General features: G+C 70.7%; 16 protein-coding genes. 9 read left to right on the top strand and 7 right to left on the bottom strand.

Translation table 11 applies throughout. The features are described 5' to 3' along the window. Position 1: 1 nt before the first annotated feature. Positions 2-700 carry a succinate dehydrogenase cytochrome b subunit gene (locus VIG79_RS15860; RefSeq protein WP_331887421.1) on the bottom strand — a complete coding sequence of 233 codons (699 nt, stop codon included), beginning with the start codon at positions 698-700 and terminating at the stop codon, positions 2-4. 137 nt (positions 701-837) lie between these two features. Here VIG79_RS15860 and VIG79_RS15855 point away from each other — a divergent pair, with 137 nt between their 5' ends. After that, positions 838-1,959 carry a mannose-1-phosphate guanylyltransferase gene (locus VIG79_RS15855; protein WP_331887419.1) on the top strand — a complete coding sequence of 374 codons (1,122 nt, stop codon included), beginning with the start codon at positions 838-840 and terminating at the stop codon, positions 1,957-1,959. A gap of 133 nt (positions 1,960-2,092) precedes the next feature. Here VIG79_RS15855 and VIG79_RS15850 read toward each other — a convergent pair whose 3' ends face one another. Then, positions 2,093-3,688: a polyketide antibiotic transporter gene (locus VIG79_RS15850; protein WP_331887417.1), complete on the bottom strand. Its 1,596-nt coding sequence runs from the start codon at positions 3,686-3,688 to the stop codon at positions 2,093-2,095. Then, positions 3,685-4,593, bottom strand: coding sequence for an ABC transporter ATP-binding protein (locus VIG79_RS15845; RefSeq protein WP_331887415.1), 909 nt, complete (start codon positions 4,591-4,593; stop codon positions 3,685-3,687). Before VIG79_RS15845 ends, VIG79_RS15850 begins: the two co-directional genes overlap by 4 nt. Before the next feature lie 53 nt (positions 4,594-4,646). Here VIG79_RS15845 and VIG79_RS15840 point away from each other — a divergent pair, with 53 nt between their 5' ends. Then, positions 4,647-5,162: a GbsR/MarR family transcriptional regulator gene (locus VIG79_RS15840; RefSeq protein WP_331887413.1), complete on the top strand. Its 516-nt coding sequence runs from the start codon at positions 4,647-4,649 to the stop codon at positions 5,160-5,162. Between the two features lie 42 nt (positions 5,163-5,204). Here the strand turns inward: VIG79_RS15840 and VIG79_RS15835 are convergent, their stop codons facing one another. Beyond that, a complete protein-coding gene (locus VIG79_RS15835; protein WP_331887411.1) occupies positions 5,205-6,116 on the bottom strand; it encodes a DUF559 domain-containing protein in 912 nt (303 codons plus the stop codon). A 114-nt stretch (positions 6,117-6,230) separates the two neighbouring features. Between VIG79_RS15835 and VIG79_RS15830 the strand changes: the two genes are divergently transcribed. Then, a complete protein-coding gene (locus VIG79_RS15830) occupies positions 6,231-7,817 on the top strand; it encodes an acyl-CoA mutase large subunit family protein (RefSeq protein ID WP_331887409.1) in 1,587 nt (528 codons plus the stop codon). 34 nt (positions 7,818-7,851) lie between these two features. Here the strand turns inward: VIG79_RS15830 and VIG79_RS15825 are convergent, their stop codons facing one another. Both VIG79_RS15825 and VIG79_RS15820 read right to left on the bottom strand, forming a co-directional pair. Further along, a complete protein-coding gene (locus VIG79_RS15825) occupies positions 7,852-8,742 on the bottom strand; it encodes a carbohydrate kinase family protein (RefSeq protein ID WP_331887407.1) in 891 nt (296 codons plus the stop codon). Further along, positions 8,739-9,677 carry a pseudouridine-5'-phosphate glycosidase gene (locus tag VIG79_RS15820; protein ID WP_331887405.1) on the bottom strand — a complete coding sequence of 313 codons (939 nt, stop codon included), beginning with the start codon at positions 9,675-9,677 and terminating at the stop codon, positions 8,739-8,741. The genes VIG79_RS15825 and VIG79_RS15820 overlap by 4 nt, the downstream gene beginning before the upstream one ends. Before the next feature lie 42 nt (positions 9,678-9,719). On the opposite strand from VIG79_RS15820, the gene VIG79_RS15815 reads away from it, so the two are divergent. From VIG79_RS15815 to VIG79_RS15790, 6 genes are all read left to right on the top strand, one after another. After that, entirely contained in the window at positions 9,720-10,934 is a 1,215-nt protein-coding gene (locus tag VIG79_RS15815; RefSeq protein WP_331887403.1) for an amidohydrolase, read from the top strand. 117 nt (positions 10,935-11,051) lie between these two features. Then, positions 11,052-12,113, top strand: a complete 1,062-nt coding sequence (locus tag VIG79_RS15810) for a BMP family ABC transporter substrate-binding protein (protein ID WP_331887401.1) — start codon at positions 11,052-11,054, stop codon at positions 12,111-12,113. 150 nt (positions 12,114-12,263) lie between these two features. Beyond that, positions 12,264-13,913 carry an ABC transporter ATP-binding protein gene (locus VIG79_RS15805; protein ID WP_331887399.1) on the top strand — a complete coding sequence of 550 codons (1,650 nt, stop codon included), beginning with the start codon at positions 12,264-12,266 and terminating at the stop codon, positions 13,911-13,913. Beyond that, on the top strand, positions 13,910-15,034 hold the full coding sequence (locus tag VIG79_RS15800) for an ABC transporter permease (protein ID WP_331887397.1): 1,125 nt from the start codon (positions 13,910-13,912) through the stop codon (positions 15,032-15,034). The genes VIG79_RS15805 and VIG79_RS15800 overlap by 4 nt, the downstream gene beginning before the upstream one ends. After that, positions 15,031-16,311, top strand: a complete 1,281-nt coding sequence (locus VIG79_RS15795; RefSeq protein ID WP_331887395.1) for an ABC transporter permease — start codon at positions 15,031-15,033, stop codon at positions 16,309-16,311. Before VIG79_RS15800 ends, VIG79_RS15795 begins: the two co-directional genes overlap by 4 nt. Next, complete coding sequence (locus VIG79_RS15790) at positions 16,308-16,715, top strand: cytidine deaminase (RefSeq protein ID WP_331887393.1); 408 nt, start codon at positions 16,308-16,310, stop codon at positions 16,713-16,715. The genes VIG79_RS15795 and VIG79_RS15790 overlap by 4 nt, the downstream gene beginning before the upstream one ends. Before the next feature lie 61 nt (positions 16,716-16,776). Here the strand turns inward: VIG79_RS15790 and VIG79_RS15785 are convergent, their stop codons facing one another. Continuing rightward, entirely contained in the window at positions 16,777-17,409 is a 633-nt protein-coding gene (locus VIG79_RS15785; RefSeq protein WP_331887391.1) for a hypothetical protein, read from the bottom strand. Positions 17,410-17,648 lie beyond the last annotated feature (239 nt).

The raw sequence follows: 17,648 nt of genomic DNA, 5'->3' as shown, positions 1-17,648 counted from the left end.
CCTACTTCACGAAGCCGACGAGGATGGACAGGGGTGGCAGGAGGAAGCCGACGACGACGACCGTGGCAACGATGATGGCCAGGGTGTTGGCCGTGCCGCGGGCGCGGGCGGACGAGGTCCAGCCGAGGGTCTGGGCGGCGCTCCAGATCCCGTGCCGCAGGTGCATGCCGAGCGCCACCATCGCGATGACGTAGATGAGGACGACCCACCACACCTGGAACCCGGCGACGACCCGCTGGTAGGGGCTCGGGTAGTCGCCGTTCGCCCGGATCGTGTTCGTCGTGAACTGCAGCAGGTGGAACACGAGGAAGAACAGCAGCGCCACGCCACCCCAGCGCATGAACCGCGCGGAGATCGTCGCCGCGACGGCCTTCTTCACCGCATACCCGGTCGTCCGGGCCCCCTGCGCACGGCTCCACAGGTAGAACGCCGAGTAGACGTGGGCGAGGAGGGCGAAGATGAGCACGATCCGCAGGACCCAGAGGAAACCGGAGTACGGCAGGATCGGCTCGCCGAGGCTGCGCAGGTGCTCGGAGTAGTCGTCGAACGCCTGCTGCCCGCCGAACACCTTGAGGTTGCCGTACATGTGGGCGATGACGTAGAGGACGAACAGCGCGCCCGACACGGCCATCACGAGTTTCATCGCGATCGTCGTGCGGCGGGCCGTCACCGGTGACGGCGAAGCGACGGAGGTGGCCACCCGCCGAATCTACGCCCGCCGCAGGGTCGCTCAGGGCGCGGAACGGGCCTCGGCGCTGTGCCATTCGTCTCGTTACCGATAGGTATGCGGGTGCCGCGGCGGGGTAGGCCGATGCCAACGGGCTAACCTTCGGGACCATGACCGACGGGGCACTGCTGCCGGCCGAGCCAGCGATCGACGGGTTCTGGGCGGTGATTCCCGCCGGCGGGGCGGGTACCCGGCTGTGGCCGCTGTCGCGCCGGCGGTCGCCGAAGTTCCTCCACGACCTCACCGGAGCCGGTCGGACCCTCCTCGAGGGGACGTGGGACCGGCTGGCGCCGTTGACCGACGGCCGGGTGGTCGTCGTGACCGGCCAGGCGCACGCCGACGCGGTCCGCGGGCAGCTGCCGGACCTCGGTACCGACGACGTGGTGGCCGAGCCGTCACCTCGCGACTCGATGCCGGCCATCGGCCTGGCCGCCGCCATCATCGAGCGGCGCGACCCGGACGCGGTGATCGGGTCGTTCGCCGCGGACCACGTGATCCGAACCCAGGGCGAGTTCCGGGACGCCGTCCGGGAGGCGGTCGCGGTTGCGCGCACCGGCCGGATCGTCACCATCGGCATCACGCCGACCCACGCCTCCACGGCGTTCGGCTACATCCGCGAGGGCGCCTCGCTGGCGGTCGACGGTGCACCGCAGGCCCGGGAGGTGGCCGAGTTCGTCGAGAAGCCGGATGAGTCGACGGCCCGCGGCTACCTGGCAGAGGGTGGGTTCTGGTGGAACGCGGGCATGTTCGTCGCCCGTGCATCCGTGCTGCTCGACGCGCTCGACCGCTACCACCACGACCTGGCCGCTGGGCTGCGGGCGATCGCGGCCGACCCGTCGCGGCTGGACGCCGACTGGGCGGGCCTGGAGAAGATCGCCATCGACCACGCGATCGCCGAGCCTGCGGCCGCCGACGGCCTGGTCGCGGTGGTGCCGGCGTCCTTCTCGTGGGACGACGTCGGCGACTTCGCCTCGCTCAGCGCGCTGGTCGCGGCGGGGTCCACCTCGGCGGATGGAGTCACCGTCATCGGTGACCCCGCCGATGTCGTCAGCGTGGACGCCTCCGGACTCGTCGCCGCCCGCGGCGGCCGACTGGTCGCCGTCGTCGGGCTCGGCGACGTCGTCGTCATCGACACCCCGGACGCGTTGCTGGTCGTCGCCCGCGACCGGGCGCAGGACGTCAAGGCGGTGGTCGACCGCCTGAAGGCGTCCGGCCGCGACGACCTGACCTAGCCCGACCAACGTCGAGTACCCGGTCCGGCGGCGCGCATCAGCGCGGTGAGAAGTCCCCCTCCTGAGGGGAAGAAGTCACCGCCGTAGGGGCTGGCAGCCGACCGACGACGTCGGGCGATCCCGAATCAGATCGTCAGCCGATGTCGCGCCTCCGGAAGGTCGTCTGCGCCAAGACCAGCAGGGCGCCCGCGATGACAACGAGCACGAGCAGGGGCATGGCCACGACGCCGGACCCCGGCAGCACCACGGCGTGGACGAACGGCGACACGTCGATCACCGGCTGCGGCAGGTTGAACAGCGGACCGAACTCGCCCACGACCACGAAGGCCGCGAGCAGCGCCCACGCCACGTAGACCACCTTGGGGGCCGAGCCGAAGATCGCGAGGGCCAGCCCGACGCATACCCAGATGGGGGGGATCGTCGCCAGCGCACTCGGCAGCAGGTGGCCGAGGGCAGCGCCGAAGCCGCCGTACTGCGTGCGCGTACCGAGCGCCAGCGCCAGAGCAAGAACCAGCATGAGCAGTGCGCTGCCGAGCAGGGCGATCACCGAGTGGCTGGCCAGCACCGTGTAGCGCCGAGTGCTGGTGGCGAGCACCTGCTCGGTGTGCAGGTCGTTCTCCTCGCTGCGCAGTCGCAGGGCGGCCGAGATGCCGTACGCGGCGGCGCCGATCGCGAGGAACTGCAGCTCGGTGGAGATGAAGGTGTCGGTCAGCGAGGTCGCGTTGCCGCCGAGCTTGCGCAGCAGGTCCTGCATCTGCTGGCTGGAGGCGATCGACGACACGTTGCCGGCCACGGCGCCCAGGACACTGCCGACGATGGCATAGCCGATCAACCATCCGAGCAGGTTGGCCCGTTGGAGCCGCCAGGCCAGAGCCCAGGGCGACCGGAGCGTAGGGGCAGCCTGCGCCGGACCCGGGCGCGAGGGGAGCAACCCGGCGCCGAAGTCGCGACGTTCCTGAAGAGTGAAGGCGAGGGCGACGAGAAGGATCGTGACGACGAGGGGAATGACGGCCACGACGAACCGGTCCTCGCCGAACACCTCGATCTTCTCGGCCCAGCCGAGCGGGGAGAGCCAGGTCAAGAATGAGGCGGCGCCGCTGGCGGTGTCGCCGATCGCGCGCAGCAGGTAGGAGACACCAAGGGCGCCGAAGGCCCAGGCCCCCGCGCCTCGGGTGGTGTTCGTCAGCTGGGCCGCCACGGCAGCGACGCCGGTGAACGTCAGCCCGCTGGTCGCCCACGCGGCGCCGAAGGCCCACGAGCCGCGCGACCCGAGCCCGGTCCCGATCAGGCTGAGCGACGCCAGCAGGCTGGCGACGAGGACCGTGCCGGCCGCGAGGATGACCGCCGCGGTGAGGGGCGCTCGTCGTCCCACCACTCCGGCGGCGACCAGTTCGGTGCGGCCCGCCTCCTCCTCGGTGCGGGTGTGCCGGCGGACGAGGACGATGGCCAAAAGCGCGATGCACACTCCGCCCAGCAGCAGGGTCTTGAAGATCGCGAAGGAGTCGGGGTTGTCCGGGTTCGCGATCGGGCCGTACATGCCGATGAGCGCCGGGCTCGCCAGGAGCTCCCGTGCGGCGTTGACGGCGTCCTGCCCCTGGAAGAGGTCGACGGTGCTCTTCGCCGAACCGCCGGCCAGGGCGACGAGGCCGAGGATGCTGAGGGGGACGACGACCCGGTCGCGGCGCAGGGCCAGCTTCAGCAGGGCGCCGGTCCCGGCATACCCGCTCATGCGCGCACCGGCTCTCGATCCGTCGCGTACTCCTTCAGGAAGAGCTGCTCGAGCGTCGGCGGCTGGCAGGTCAGGCTCTGGATACCGTGCTGGCCGAGGCGGGCCAGGACCTCGCCGACCCGGGCGGTGTCGACGGTGAAGGTCACTCGGGACCCGTCGGTGGTGAGGTCCTCGACGCCGGCGATGCCCTCGAGGAGCTCGACCGAAGGTGCGTCCGCGAGGACCGCGTCCACGCTGGTGCGGCTGAGGTGGCGCATGTCGGAGAGGGCGCCCGTCTCGACCGTGCGGCCGAGCCGGATGATGCTCACCTGGTCGGCGAGGGCCTCGACCTCGCTGAGGATGTGGCTGGAGAGGAGCACGGTGCGGCCCTCGCGGCGCACCTCCTCCACGACGCTGCGGAAGACGGCGTCCATGAGCGGGTCCAGCCCGGACGTCGGCTCATCGAGAAGGAGCAGCTCGACGTCGGAGGCGAGCGCGGCGACGAGGGCGACCTTCTGTCGGTTCCCCTTGGAGTAGGTGCGCCCCTTCTTGGTGGGGTCCAGCTGGAACCGTTCGATGAGGTCGTTCCGGCGGGCCAGATTGGTCTGTCCTCGGAGTCGTCCGAGAAGATCGATGACCTCTCCGCCGGTGAGGTTGGGCCAGAGCGTGACGTCGCCGGGAACGTAGGCCAGGCGGCGGTGCAGGGTCTCGACGTCGTGCCACGGGTCGCCGCCCAGGAGGGTGACGGAGCCGGCGTCGGCGCGGACGAGCCCGAGGAGGATGCGGATGGTGGTGGACTTTCCCGCGCCGTTCGGGCCGAGGAAGCCGTGCACCTGGCCGGTCTGCACCTCGAGGTCGAGGCCGTCGAGAGCGACGGTCGATCCGAAGGACTTGCGCAGACCGGATACGGAGATGGCAGTACTCATGAGAGCGACTGTACACCGTTTTCAGAAAAACGTGAATGTACTAAAGTCTTCGTATGACGGCCCGTGCGACGACCCCTCCGCGCGCTCCGGCGCCTCGCTCCGAGGACGAGGTCCGAGCCTTCGTGGAACGGCTCGGGTCGGCCCTGACCGACGCCGGGATGGCCCGGCTGCCGGCCCGGGCGTTCGCGGCGATGCTGGCCGACGAGGACGGCCGGATGACGTCCGCGGAGCTGGCCGACGTGCTGGAGGTCAGCCCGGCCTCGGTCTCCGGAGCGGTGCGCTATCTGTCCCAGGTGCTGTTCCTGCACCGCGAGCGCGAACCTGGCACGCGGCGCGACGTCTACGTCGTCCGGGAGGACGCCTGGCACGACGCGATCGTCAACATGCGTCGCACGTATGCGCCGATCCAGGCGGCCATCGCCTCGGGCGTCGACGCGGTCGGCGGGCCAGCGACGCAGGCGGGGGAGCGGCTGTCGTCGTCGGCCGACTTCCTCGACTTCATCGCCGACGAGATGACGGCCATCGCCCAGCGGTGGGAAGAGCACCGCAAGACCCTCGGGCCGACCTGACCCCGCCTGTTCCCGGGACGTTCGACAGGAGGGACCAGCGTTTCAGCCGCCAAACGCCGGGATTCGGGGTCTCGCTCCTGTCGAACGTCCCGATCTGCGGCGCAGGGCAACCGCAGCCGCCAGGGTGGCGGCCACCAGCTCGGGCTCGAACATGACCTGTTTCCAGGTGAACCGCAGCACCAGCCAGCCTCGCACGGTGAGTCCGTTGTAGCGACGGGCGTCCCGGTCGAGCGCCTTTGCCGAGCTGTGGAACTCGAAGCTGTCCGCCTCGAGCACGATCTCGAGGTTCTCGTCGGCCAGGTCCACGCGAGCGTAGAAGTCGGGGTCGCGAACGACGAACTGCGGTTCGGCCGACAGGCCGGGGACGTCCAGGGCGATGGCCCGGAGCACGGACTCGAAGGGGTTGGCCGCCCGCGGGTCCGCGGCGGCGGCGACCCGCCAGACGCGATCTCGCTGACGCGAAGACAGGCTGCGCGCCGCGAGCTGGACCGCCTTCGGCTTGAGCCCGGCCCGCCAGGACGAGTCGAACACCGCCAGCGCCTCCGCGAACGGCAGGTCCAGGCAGCAGTCGATGACGGTCCGCACGGGCGACGTCACCCAGCCCTCGACGATGTCGGCGGCGTCGAGGCTCCGCCAGTGGACATGCACGCCCTCGCGCCGGTGCGACGGCAGGTTGCGACGCGGAGAGACGGTGACATGGGGCAGCTCTGGGACGTGGGCCACGGGCCAGCCATGGAACAGCGCGGCCGATGTGTGTGAGGAGGCCGCGGTCAACCGAGAGGCGGCCGCGCGAGCGGGTTCGATGGAGGGCAGCACATATCGGCCGTGCCCCACCCGGAGGATCGCTCCGTCGTCCACGGCACGCTGGATGGCTCGCCACGACGAGCCGCGCCGCAGCGTCGTCCAACCGGCCACGCCACCGAGCCGGGTGAGAACCTGCACGGGGTCGGGCACCAGATCAGCCTTCTGCCGACCGGCAGAGGCGGCGCGGCGATATCCACAGGCTGGGGTCGTGAGTCGGGCCACCAACCCGGCGCGGCGCGTACCGGCGTCGGTAGTCTGCGAGCCATGGCCGAGGAAGCCCGCTCCGAGTCCGACCTGCCGATCCGGCAGACCTACGGACCGGACGACCTTGCCGGGTTCGACCCGGCGGCCCAGCTGGGGGAGCCGGGCGAGTTCCCGTACACCCGCGGCGTCTACCCCTCGATGTACACCGGCCGTCCGTGGACGATGCGGCAGTACGCGGGGTTCGGCACGGCGAAAGAGTCCAACGAGCGGTACCACCAGCTGGTGGCAGCGGGTACCGGTGGGCTGAGCGTGGCCTTCGACCTGCCCACGCAGATGGGCTACGACAGCGACGAGCCGATCGCCCATGGTGAGGTCGGCAAGGTCGGCGTGGCGATCGACTCGATCGACGACATGCGCATCCTGTTCGACGGGCTGCCGCTCGACGAGGTGTCGACCTCGATGACGATCAACGCGCCTGGGTCGGTGCTGCTGCTGCTGTACCAGCTGGTCGCCGAGGAGCACGGGATCCCCGGCGACAAGCTCACGGGGACGATCCAGAACGACGTGCTCAAGGAGTACATCGCGCGGGGCACCTACATCTACCCGCCGAAGGAGTCGCTCCGGCTGGTGTCGGATGTGTTCGCCTACTGCCACCAGGAGATCCCCCGCTGGAACACGATCTCCATCTCCGGCTACCACATGGCCGAGGCGGGGGCCACACCCGTGCAGGAGATCGCCTTCACCCTGTCCAACGCGATTGCCTACGTCCGCGCCGCCCAGGCCGCCGGGCTCGACGTCGACGACTTCGCCCCCCGGCTGTCGTTCTTCTTCGTGGCCCGCACCACCCTGCTGGAGGAGGTCGCCAAGTTCCGGGCGGCTCGACGGATCTGGGCGCGGGTCATGCGGGACGACTTCGGTGCGACGAACCCCAAGTCGCTGATGCTCCGGTTCCACACCCAGACCGCCGGCGTCCAGCTGACGGCGCAGCAGCCGGAGGTCAACCTCGTCCGCGTCGCGCTGCAGGGTCTCGGCGCGGTCCTCGGCGGCACCCAGTCCCTGCACACCAACTCGTTCGACGAGGCCATCGCGCTGCCGACCCAGAAGGCGGCCCGCCTCGCGCTGCGGACCCAGCAGGTCATCGCCTACGAGACCGACGTCACGAAGACGGTTGACCCGTTTGCCGGTTCGTACGCCGTCGAGGCCATGACCGATGAGATCGAGGAGGCCGCTCTCGAGCTGATGCAGGCCGTGGAGGACAAGGGCGGGGCGGTCGCCGCCATCGAGGAGGGCTTCCAGAAGTCCGAGATCGAGCGCAGCGCCTACCGGATCGCCCTCGAGATCGACAACAAGGAACGCACCATCGTGGGCCTCAACCGCTTCCGGTTGGACCTCGAGGAGCCCTACGAACCACTACGCGTCGACCCGCAGATCGAGCGCGAGCAGGTCGCCCGCCTCGCGGCACTGCGCGCCGACCGCGACAACGACGCCGTCCTTGAGGCACTGCAGTCACTCCGCCAAGCCGCGGAGGGGACCGACAACGTCCTCTACCCCATGAAGGAAGCTCTCCGGCTGCGGGCCACCGGCGGCGAGGTCGCCCACGCCCTCCGTGACGTCTGGGGCACTTACATCCCGCGGGACGCCTTCTGACCGAGCGGGCTCCGACCGAGCCGCCCGAGCCGGGCTAGGGCCGGGCGCCGGTCCTCCCCGCTGCCCGGCTGCCGAGCTCGACCCCGCGAGAGAGCGCCTCCTCGGGTCCGGCCCCCGCGAGCCATGCCGCGAGGACGCCCGCGTCGAAAGCGTCGCCGCACCCCGTTCGGTCACCGTTGACGACTGCGGGCGCGGGAACCCGCCAGGTCTGCGCCCGAGTCGCCCACCGCGCCCCGCCGGCCCCCATCGACACCGCTGCGGCCTTCGCGGACCTCAGCATCGCGTCGTCGCCGCCCAGCGCATGAGCCTCGATCTCGTTGGGCAGCAACAGATCCACGCCCTCCGCCCAGCCCAGGACCGCATCCGCGCCGACGCGCTCGACGTGGTTGGCCGCCTGCGGGTCGACCGACGTGGTCCACCCCAGCGACCGCGCCGACTCCAGCGCGGCCACCCCGGCCGGTCGCGACCGCGGGTCCAACAGCACGAACCCGCTGAGGTGCAGGTGCGGTATGCCGGCCGCCGCACCAGACGCCGACAGCTCCGCTGAAGCACCCGTCAGGTCGAGGTCGCCGGGCGAGAGCGCCGCGTTGGCGCCGCGGTCGGGCAGCATCGTGCGCTCGTCCTCCTCGAGCAGGACCACCACGGTGCAGGTGGGCAGCACCGGGTCGGTCGCGAACCGGCATACGACACCGTCCGACTCGAGTCGCCGCCGGGCTGCCGCGCCGGCGTCGTCGTCCCCCACGCGGGACACCAGGGCGACCGGCACACCCGCCGACGCCAGCCACGCCGCGGTGTTGCCACCCGCGCCGCCCGGGAGGATCCGCACGTCGCTGGGCGTGTCCCCGCCGCGCACCACGCCGGCCTGGGGCCGAACCAGGACGTCGAGCCCGACGTCGCCGACGACGACGACCGGCCGAACGGTCACGCCCGCCTGCCGGAGTGGAGCGCGGCCAGCTCGACCGCGACCTCGGCGGCCAGGGCAGCGTTGGAGAGCACCAGCTCGACGTTGGCCCGCAGGCTCTCCCCGCCCGAGCTCTCGTGGAAGAACTCGAGCAGGCGCGGGGTCACGTCCTTGCCCGAGACGCCCTCCCTGGCCAGCTCGGCCAGTCCGGACGCGACGAGGCGGTCGTGGAGCACTGGGTCGACCTGTCGCGCCTCGGGCAGGGGGTTCGCCAGGACGACGCCCGCCGAGTCCGTGCCGAGGAACGAGCGGGCGTACGCGACGGCCGCTGCCTCCGCCGCGGACTCCACCCGCCACGGGACGGTCGAGCCGGAGTCGGTGAGGTAGAACCCCGGGAACTGGTCGGTGCGGTACCCCAGCACCGGGACGGACAGCGTCTCCAGCCGCTCCAAGGTGGCGGGAACGTCGAGGATCGACTTCACGCCGGCGCACACCACGAGCACCGGCGTCGTGGCGAGCACCCCGAGGTCGGCCGAGATGTCGAACGTCTCCGCCGCCCCACGGTGCACCCCGCCGAGACCCCCGGTCGCGAAGACCCGGATGCCCGCGCGGTGGGCCAGTGCTGCGGTCGAGGCCACCGTGGTGGCACCGGTCCGGCCGAGCGCGACAGCGACACCGAGGTCGCGGCTGCTCAGCTTGAGCACGTCGTCCTGCAGGCACAGCCGGTCCAGCTCGTCCGGTGACAGCCCGATCCTCACGAGGCCGTCGAGAACCGCCACCGTCGCGGGCACGGCACCACCGGCCCGGACCGCGTCCTCGATCTCGTCGGCCACCCGTCGGTTGTCCCCTCGAGGCAGTCCGTGGGCGAGAATCGTGCTCTCCAGCGCCACGACGCCGCAGCCGTCGGCCAGGGCCTCGGCCACCAGCGCGGAGACGACGAACGCAGGACCGCTGACCATGGGCGGAGCGTACTGATCGGCCGGGTAACCTTGCCCACCGACATGGACCCACTGCTTCCCGTGCTGCACGCCGCCGTCGACGAGCTCGAGCCCGAGCTCGTCGGTCTGCGTCGGGACCTCCACGCGCACCCCGAGCTCGCACGCCTCGAGACGCGGTCCAGCCGTGTCGTGGCCGACCGGCTGGCCGCCGCTGGCCTGGCCCCGACGCTGCTGGACGGCAGCGGGGTGGTGGTCGACCTCGGAGCGGCGGAACCCGCATACCGGGTCGCCCTGCGCGCCGACCTCGACGGCCTGCCCGTCCCCGAGCGGACCGGCCTTCCGTGGGCCTCGACGACCGAGGGCGTCGCCCACGCCTGCGGGCACGACCTGCATACGAGCGCCGTCCTGGGCGCCGGTCTCGCCCTCGCTACCCAGAGCCCGGCACTCGCGGCCGCCGGGCTCGGCGTCCGGCTGATCTTCCAGCCCGCGGAGGAGGTCATCCCCGGCGGAGCGCACGAGATCATCGACGGCGGCTGGCTGAAGGGCGTCGACGAGGTCTTCGCGCTGCACAGCGACCCGAGCCGCGACGTCGGTGAGGTCGGTCTGCTGGTAGGTCCGATCACGGCCGCCTCGGACAGCGTCGAGGTCACCCTCAAGGGCCACGGCGGCCACACCTCCCGACCGCACCTGACCCAGGACCTCACCTTCGCACTGGCCAAGGTCATCACCGAGGTGCCGGCCGCCCTCGGCCGCCGGGTCGACCCGCGCGCCGGTGCCGCCCTTGTCTGGGGCAGCGTCCACGCCGGCGGCGCCCAGAACGTCATCCCCTCGGTCGGGACTGCCGCCGGGACGTTGCGGATGCTCGACGCCACCCTCTGGCAGGAGATCGGGGCGCTCGTCGAGGAGCTCGTCGAGGCCGTCGTCGCTCCGTATGCGGTGACCGCCGAGCTGCGCTACACCCAGGGGGTGCCCCCGGTCGTCAACGCCGGCCCCTCCGTCGACTCGCTCCGCGACGCGGCCCGCGCTGCCGGACTGGTCTCCGGGACCACCGTGCAGTCCCTCGGGGGCGAGGACTTCGCGTGGTATCTCACCGAGGTCCGCGGCGCCATGGGCCGGCTCGGTACGCGGACGCCCGGGGGACCGACCTACGACCTGCACCAGGGCGATCTCGTTATCGACGAGCGTGCCCTCGGTTTCGGGGCAAAGGTGCTGGTGGGTGCGGCGCTGGATGCCGCGAGGCGTCACGCGCAGGGCGTACTTGACGTTCCGACTCGGTAACGTTCCCCACCCGCCGAAGCACTTCGGGCGGCAGGGCCGTTGGACGGCAGTATCTTCTCTCTCGGACGCGGCGGACCCCTTGCCCGTCCGCCCCGAAGCCCTAAAGGAGTTCTTGTTGTGCGTCAGGTGATGAAGTTCGCGGCGGCCATGTCGGTCGCCGCCGTGGCGTTGGCCGCGTGTGGAAGCAGCTCGAACAGCGGCGGCACCAGCGGAGGCGCGGCGACGTCCGGTGGCACCAGCGCCGCGGGCCTCAAGGTCGGGATGGCCTACGACGTGGGTGGCCGTGGCGACCAGTCGTTCAACGACGCGGCTGCGGCCGGTCTCGACAAGGCGGTCAAGGAGCTCGGCGTCCAGTCCAAGGAGGCCGCGGCGACCAACGGCGAGGCCGAGTCGGCCCGTCAGGAGCGTCTGCAGCAGCTCATCGACGCGGGCTACACCAACGTCGTGGCCGTGGGCTTCGCCTACGCGAAGTCCGTCGGCGCGGCCGCCAAGGCCAACCCGAGTGTCAAGTTCGCCATCGTGGACGACGCGTCGCCCGACTCGGCCGGCTCGAACGTCGACCAGATCACCTTCGCCGAGGAGCAGGGCTCCTACCTCGTGGGCGCAGCGGCGGCCCTGAAGTCGAAGGTCAACCACGTGGGCTTCGTCGGCGGTGTCAACACCGACCTCATCAAGAAGTTCCAGGCGGGCTTCCAGGCCGGCGCCAAGGCGGTCAACCCCAACATCGTCATCGACGTCAAGTACCTCACCGAGCCACCGGACTTCTCGGGCTTCAGCTCGGTCGACAAGGGCAAGGCGGCGGCCGAGGGCATGTACCAGGGCGGCGCCGACATCGTCTACCACGCAGCCGGCGGCTCGGGTGGTGGCGTGTTCACCGCGGCCAAGGCCGCGGGCAAGCTCGCGATCGGTGTCGACTCCGACCAGGCCAAGACCGCGGCCGCGGACGTCCGCGACGTCGTCATGACCTCGATGATCAAGAAGGTCGACGTCGGCGTCTACGACTTCATCAAGTCGATATCCGACAACTCCTTCAAGGCGGGCAACAAGGTCTTCGACCTCAAGGCGGGCGGCGTCGACTACTCGACCACCGGTGGCAAGATCGATGACATCAAGTCCAAGCTCGACGACTACAAGGCGCAGATCATCGCCGGGACCATCAAGGTCCCGACGACGCCGTGACGCGCTGACGACCCGCTGAACCAGCCAGGGGGCCCGGACGACACCGTTGGGTGTCGACCGGGCCCTCCGCTGTCATAGGTTGGCCCCCACGCGCGCGAGCCGCACCCGAGGCGAGCAGGTACCGAGGAGGACGTCATCACCGACTCGACTGTGAAGGACCGGCCGAGCGCGCCGAGCGGCAGCACCGCCCCGGCGGTCGAGCTGCACGGCATCACCAAGCGCTTTCCTGGTGTCGTCGCCAACAAGGACATCGAGATCACCGTCCGGCGAGGCACCGTCCACGCGATCGTGGGGGAGAACGGCGCCGGCAAGTCGACGCTGATGAAGATCCTCTACGGGGTGCAGCAGCCCGACGAGGGCACCATCGCCGTGAACGGCCAGACGCTCGCCCTGCGCAGCCCCACCGACGCGATCAACGCGGGCATCGGCATGGTGTTCCAGCACTTCATGCTGGCCGACAACCTCACCGTCCTCGAGAACGTCGTGCTGGGCGCGGAGAAGCTGCACGGCATCGGGGACGATGCGCGCAAGGCCATCGTCGACATCTCTGACGCCTACGGCCTGCGGGTTGACCCCGACGTCCTGGTCGCGGAGCTGGGCGTCGGCAAACGGCAGCGCGTCGAGATCCTCAAGGTCCTCTTCCGGGGCGCCAAGATCCTCATCCTCGACGAGCCGACCGCCGTCCTGGTCCCGCAGGAGGTCACCGAGCTCTTCGACAACCTGCGCGAGCTGAAGTCCGAGGGCCTCACCGTCATCTTCATCTCCCACAAGCTCGACGAGGTGCTGTCGGTCGCCGACGAGATCACCGTGATCCGGCGCGGCACCACGGTGAAGGGCAACATCGACCCCAAGACGGTCAACGCGCGGCAGCTGGCCGAGCTCATGGTCGGCTCCGAGCTGCCGTCGCCGCAGACCCAGGTCAACTCCGTGACCGACCGCGTGGTGCTCACCGTCGAACACGTCAACCTCGACGGTGCGACCGGGGGCAGCCGGGTCCTGGAGGACATCTCGCTGACGATCCGCGCCGGCGAGATCGTCGGCATCGCCGGGGTGGAGGGCAACGGTCAGGCCGAGCTCGTCGAAGTGGTGATGGGTATGCGCGAGCCCACCTCCGGGGTCATCACGCTCGACGGGGTGGACATCTCCAACTGGGAGGTCCGGGAGATCCGCGAGGCCGGGGTCGGGTACATCCCCGAGGACCGGCACCGACACGGGATGCTGCTCGACGCGCCGCTATGGGAGAACGTCATCCTCGGCCACCAGACGCAGGCCCCCAACGTCGGCGCAGGCGGCCTCATCAACGCCAAGGCAGCCAAGGCCGAGACCGAGCGGATCGTCAAGGAGTACGACGTCCGGACGCCGTCGATCTTCGTCACCGGCGGCTCGCTCTCCGGCGGCAACCAGCAGAAGCTCATCATCGGCCGCGAGATGACGCACGACCCGAAGGTGCTCCTGGCCGCTCACCCGACCCGTGGTGTGGACGTCGGTGCCCAGTCGGCCATCTGGGACCACATCAAGCGCGCCCGTCGGGCGGGGCTCGCGGTCCTGCTCATCTCCGCCGATCTCGAGGAGCTCGTCGGCCTCTCCGACACCATCCGGGTGATGCTGCGTGGTTCGCTGAGCGATGACTACGACCCGGACACGGTGACCCGCGAGGAGCTCGGAGCCGCGATGACCGGGGCGAACGCGCCCGCCCCCCACGAGGCGCCCGAGACGTCCCCGCCGCATACCGGGACCGGCGAAGTGGAGCCACGGCGGGACCGGACGGAGTCCGGGACCGGCGAAGGAGATTCGCGATGAAGCGGATAGATCCGCGCCGGGTCGCCCTCGGGCTGGCCGCGCCCCTGCTGGCGATCGTCGTCGCGTTCGTCGTGACGTCCCTGATCCTCCTCATCGCCGGTGACCCCGTCGGGGCGGTGTGGGCACAGCTGATCAAGGTGCCGCTGCCTCGCCAGATCGTCGCGATCATCAACGCGGCGACGGTCTACTACCTCTCGGCGATCGCCGTCGCCGTCGGATTCCGGATGAACCTGTTCAACATCGGCGTCGACGGCCAGTACCGCGTCGCCGCGTTTGCTGCGGCCGTCTTCGCCGGCCAGGCCTGGCTTCCTGGGCCGCTGAACATCGCCGTGTCGCTGCTCGTGGCGATGGCCGCCGGCGGCCTGTGGGCCGGAATCGCCGGCATTCTCAAGGTGACCCGCGGTGTCAGCGAGGTCATCTCGACGATCATGCTCAACGCCATCGCCACTTTCCTCGTCTCGTTCCTGCTCTCGAAGGCGGCGCTGCGCGTCGAGGGCAGCAACGCGGTCAACACCCGGCCGATCCCGGAGTCGTCTCGCGTCCCCGGCATCTCCGTGGACGGGATCATCGCGACACCGAACCTCATCTACGGCTTCATCGTCCTGGCCGTCGTCGTCGGACTGGCCTACTGGTTCGTGCTGGGCAAGACCCGGTTCGGGTTCGACCTGCGGACGACCGGGCGGTCCGAGACCGCCGCCGTCGCGAGCGGCGTCAAGGTCAAGCGGATGGTGCTCACCTCGATGGTCATCTCCGGAGCGGCCGCCGGCCTGGTCGGGATGCCGCTCCTCTTCGGGCAGGACTACACCTACGGCGACACCTTCCAGTCCGGCCTCGGGTTCGCCGGCATCGCCATCGCGCTGCTCGGCCGCAACAACGCCATCGGCATCGTCTTCGCGGCGCTGCTGTGGGCCTACCTCGACGCCCAGGGCAACGGTCTGCAGATCAACGCCGGCGTCTCCGACCGCCTCGTTCTGGTCATCCAGGGCGTCATCGTCCTCTCGGTCGTCATCGCCTACGAGCTCGTCCGGCGGGCCGGGGTCCGGATGGAGCAGCGGCGGGTCGCCTCGCAGCTCGCGGCCGCTCGAACGCCGTCGCCCGAGACGGAAGGGGCCCCGGCATGAGCGACCAGGGACTGGTCATCACGACGGGCCTCGAGACGCCGCCTCCTCCTCGTCGACCCATCCATCGCGCCCGCTGGTTCTGGTTCGCCGTCATCGGCGGCGCGATCGTCGTGCTCTCCACCGTCCGGGTGATCACCGGCGCCGAGGACATCGACTCGTCCGGCGCCCTCACGGCCGCGATCGCGCTGGCCATGCCGATCGGGCTGGCCGGCCTCGGCGGCCTCTGGAGCGAGCGCGCGGGCGTCGTCAACATCGGTCTCGAGGGCATGATGATCCTCGGGACGTGGGGTGGCGCGTTCTTCGCCTACTACTACGGCCCCTGGGTCGGGATCCTCGGCGCGATCCTCCTCGGCATCGTCGGTGGCGCGGTCCACGCGCTGGCCACGGTCATCTTCGGCGTCGACCACATCGTCTCCGGCGTAGCGATCAACCTGCTCGGCGCCGGCGCCGGTGCCTATCTCGCGGTGCGGACGTTCAGCAGCCTGCCCGGCGGCGGTCCGACCCAGTCGCCGCCGTTGCCGCAGCTGCCGTTCATCAGCATTCCCTGGCTGAGCGACTGGCTCGGCCAGATCGAGGAGACCGGGTGGTGGCTGGTCTCCGACATCGCCGGCGTGCTCCGGGCGCTCACGACGAACCTCAACGTCCTCAGCATCATCGCGGTCCTGCTGCTGATCCTGTCGTGGTGGATCCTCTGGCACACGCCGTTCGGGCTGCGGCTCCGGTCCTGCGGTGAGGCCCCGCACGCCGCGGAGACGTTGGGTGTCAACGTGATCCGCTACAAGTTCATGGCGGTCCTCATCTCCGGCGGCCTCGCCGGCCTCGCGGGCGGCTTCCTCGTCCTGGTCGCCTCGAACCTCTACCGGGAGGGTCAGGTGGCCGGCCGAGGGTACATCGGCCTTGCCGCGATGATCTTCGGCAACTGGCGGACCGGCGGCCTGGCCGGCGGCGCGGCGCTGTTCGGCTATACCGACGCGATCCAGCTGCGCGGCGGCGGCGACGTCGTACGGGCCTACCTGCTGCCGATCGCCACCTTCCTGATCGCGTGGGGCGTCTGGATCCTCGTCCGGCGGCGTCAGGGCAAACCTGTGGTCGGCGTCGTCACGGTCATCCTCGGCATCCTGTCGGCGGTCTGGTTCCTCGGGGTCACGCGCGTGTCCAACGAGTTCACCGGCATGACGCCCTACGTCGCCACGTTGCTGGTCCTCGCCTTCGCCTCGCAACGGCTGCGACCACCGGCCGCCGACGGGCAGGTCTACCGCAAGGGTGAGTCGACGTGACGGACTGGCCGGCGTTGCAGGCCGCTGCCGCGGCGGCGATGGAGCACGCATACGCCCCGTACTCCCGGTTTCCGGTCGGGGCGGCCGGCCTCGTCCACGACGGCCGCGTCGTGTCGGGGTGCAACGTCGAGAACGCCTCCTACGGTGTCGGGCTCTGCGCGGAGTGCGGGATGGTCTCCGACCTCCACCGCACCGGCGGGGGGCGGCTCGTCGCGGTGGTGTGCGTCGGCGGCAACGGTGAGGTGCTCATGCCCTGCGGTCGCTGCCGGCAGCTCCTGTGGGAGAACGGCGGTCCGGTATGCGCGCTGCTCACTCCCGAGGGCGAGCTCACGATGGCGCAGGTGCTGCCTCAGGCGTTCGGGGCCGAGGACCTCGACGCGGCGGCCGCCCGCCATCCCGCCTAGTCACCTCACGAAGTTCTACGCTCCGCTCCGATACTTCGCGGGGACCCCAACCGAGTGAGGGCTAGGGCGCCACCAGGTGGCCCTCGGCGTCCAGCGTCACGGCGATCGGGTCGATGATCTCGAACCCGTCACCACCGTGGGACTCGAGGTTGCGGAACCCGATGGTCGCCGAGCCGCCGTCGCGCAGTCGCACGATCGGCGCCGCGAACAGGTCCGGCTCGGGCAGGAACGGTCGGGCCTTGTTCATGTCCCACGGCCCGACCACGGTCGGCGACGGGACCGACCACGTGGAGTACTCGCCCCACTCGGCGATCCGCTCGGCCGTCTGTTCCTGCGGGTCACAGGTGAACTCGAGGACGGGACGTCCGGCGACGACGACGTTCTGGAGCACCTCGAGCTGGCCGAACCCCGCGCCGGCGTCGCACAGGGGCGGTCCCAAGGTCCAGGTGGCGAGGTCCTGGCTGGTGGCGTGCGCGACGCCGTCGTCGTTGCGTCCGGCCGCGACACTCCGGGCGGTAACGAACAGGTGCCAGCCGTCTCTGTCGGGGTCGGGCAGGACGGCCGGGTCGCGCCACGTCTCGCTGGAGCCCTCGAGGTCGGGTGCCCCCTCCCGCGTTGGCCTGCTGTCCTCCGGAACGGTCGCCCCGTAGCAATGCGGTGCTTGCGGGGAGCGAAATGGGCGTGATGACAACAAGTTCGCTCCCCGGTGGGTTCAGCCGGTGTAGGACGGCTTGGGTGGCCCGCCGACGGCGGGAGCGACGCCGGCCCCGACCACGACGGGCTTGCGCTCTTGGTGAAGCCGCCGGCCCTACTGACCGGGGTCGACCATGATGGCGGGTATGAGCGAACCGTTCCACGCCGTCGACGTCATCATCACCAAGCGTGACAGGGGCGAGCTGTCCGACGAGCAGATCGACTGGGTGGTCGACGCCT

The sequence above is a fragment of the Lapillicoccus sp. genome (assembly GCF_036559105.1).
In the GTDB taxonomy this organism is placed as follows: Bacteria; Actinomycetota; Actinomycetes; order Actinomycetales; family Dermatophilaceae; genus Lapillicoccus.
The sequence above is the reverse complement of the archived record's forward strand: the minus strand, read 5'-3'. Positions and strand labels throughout refer to the sequence as shown.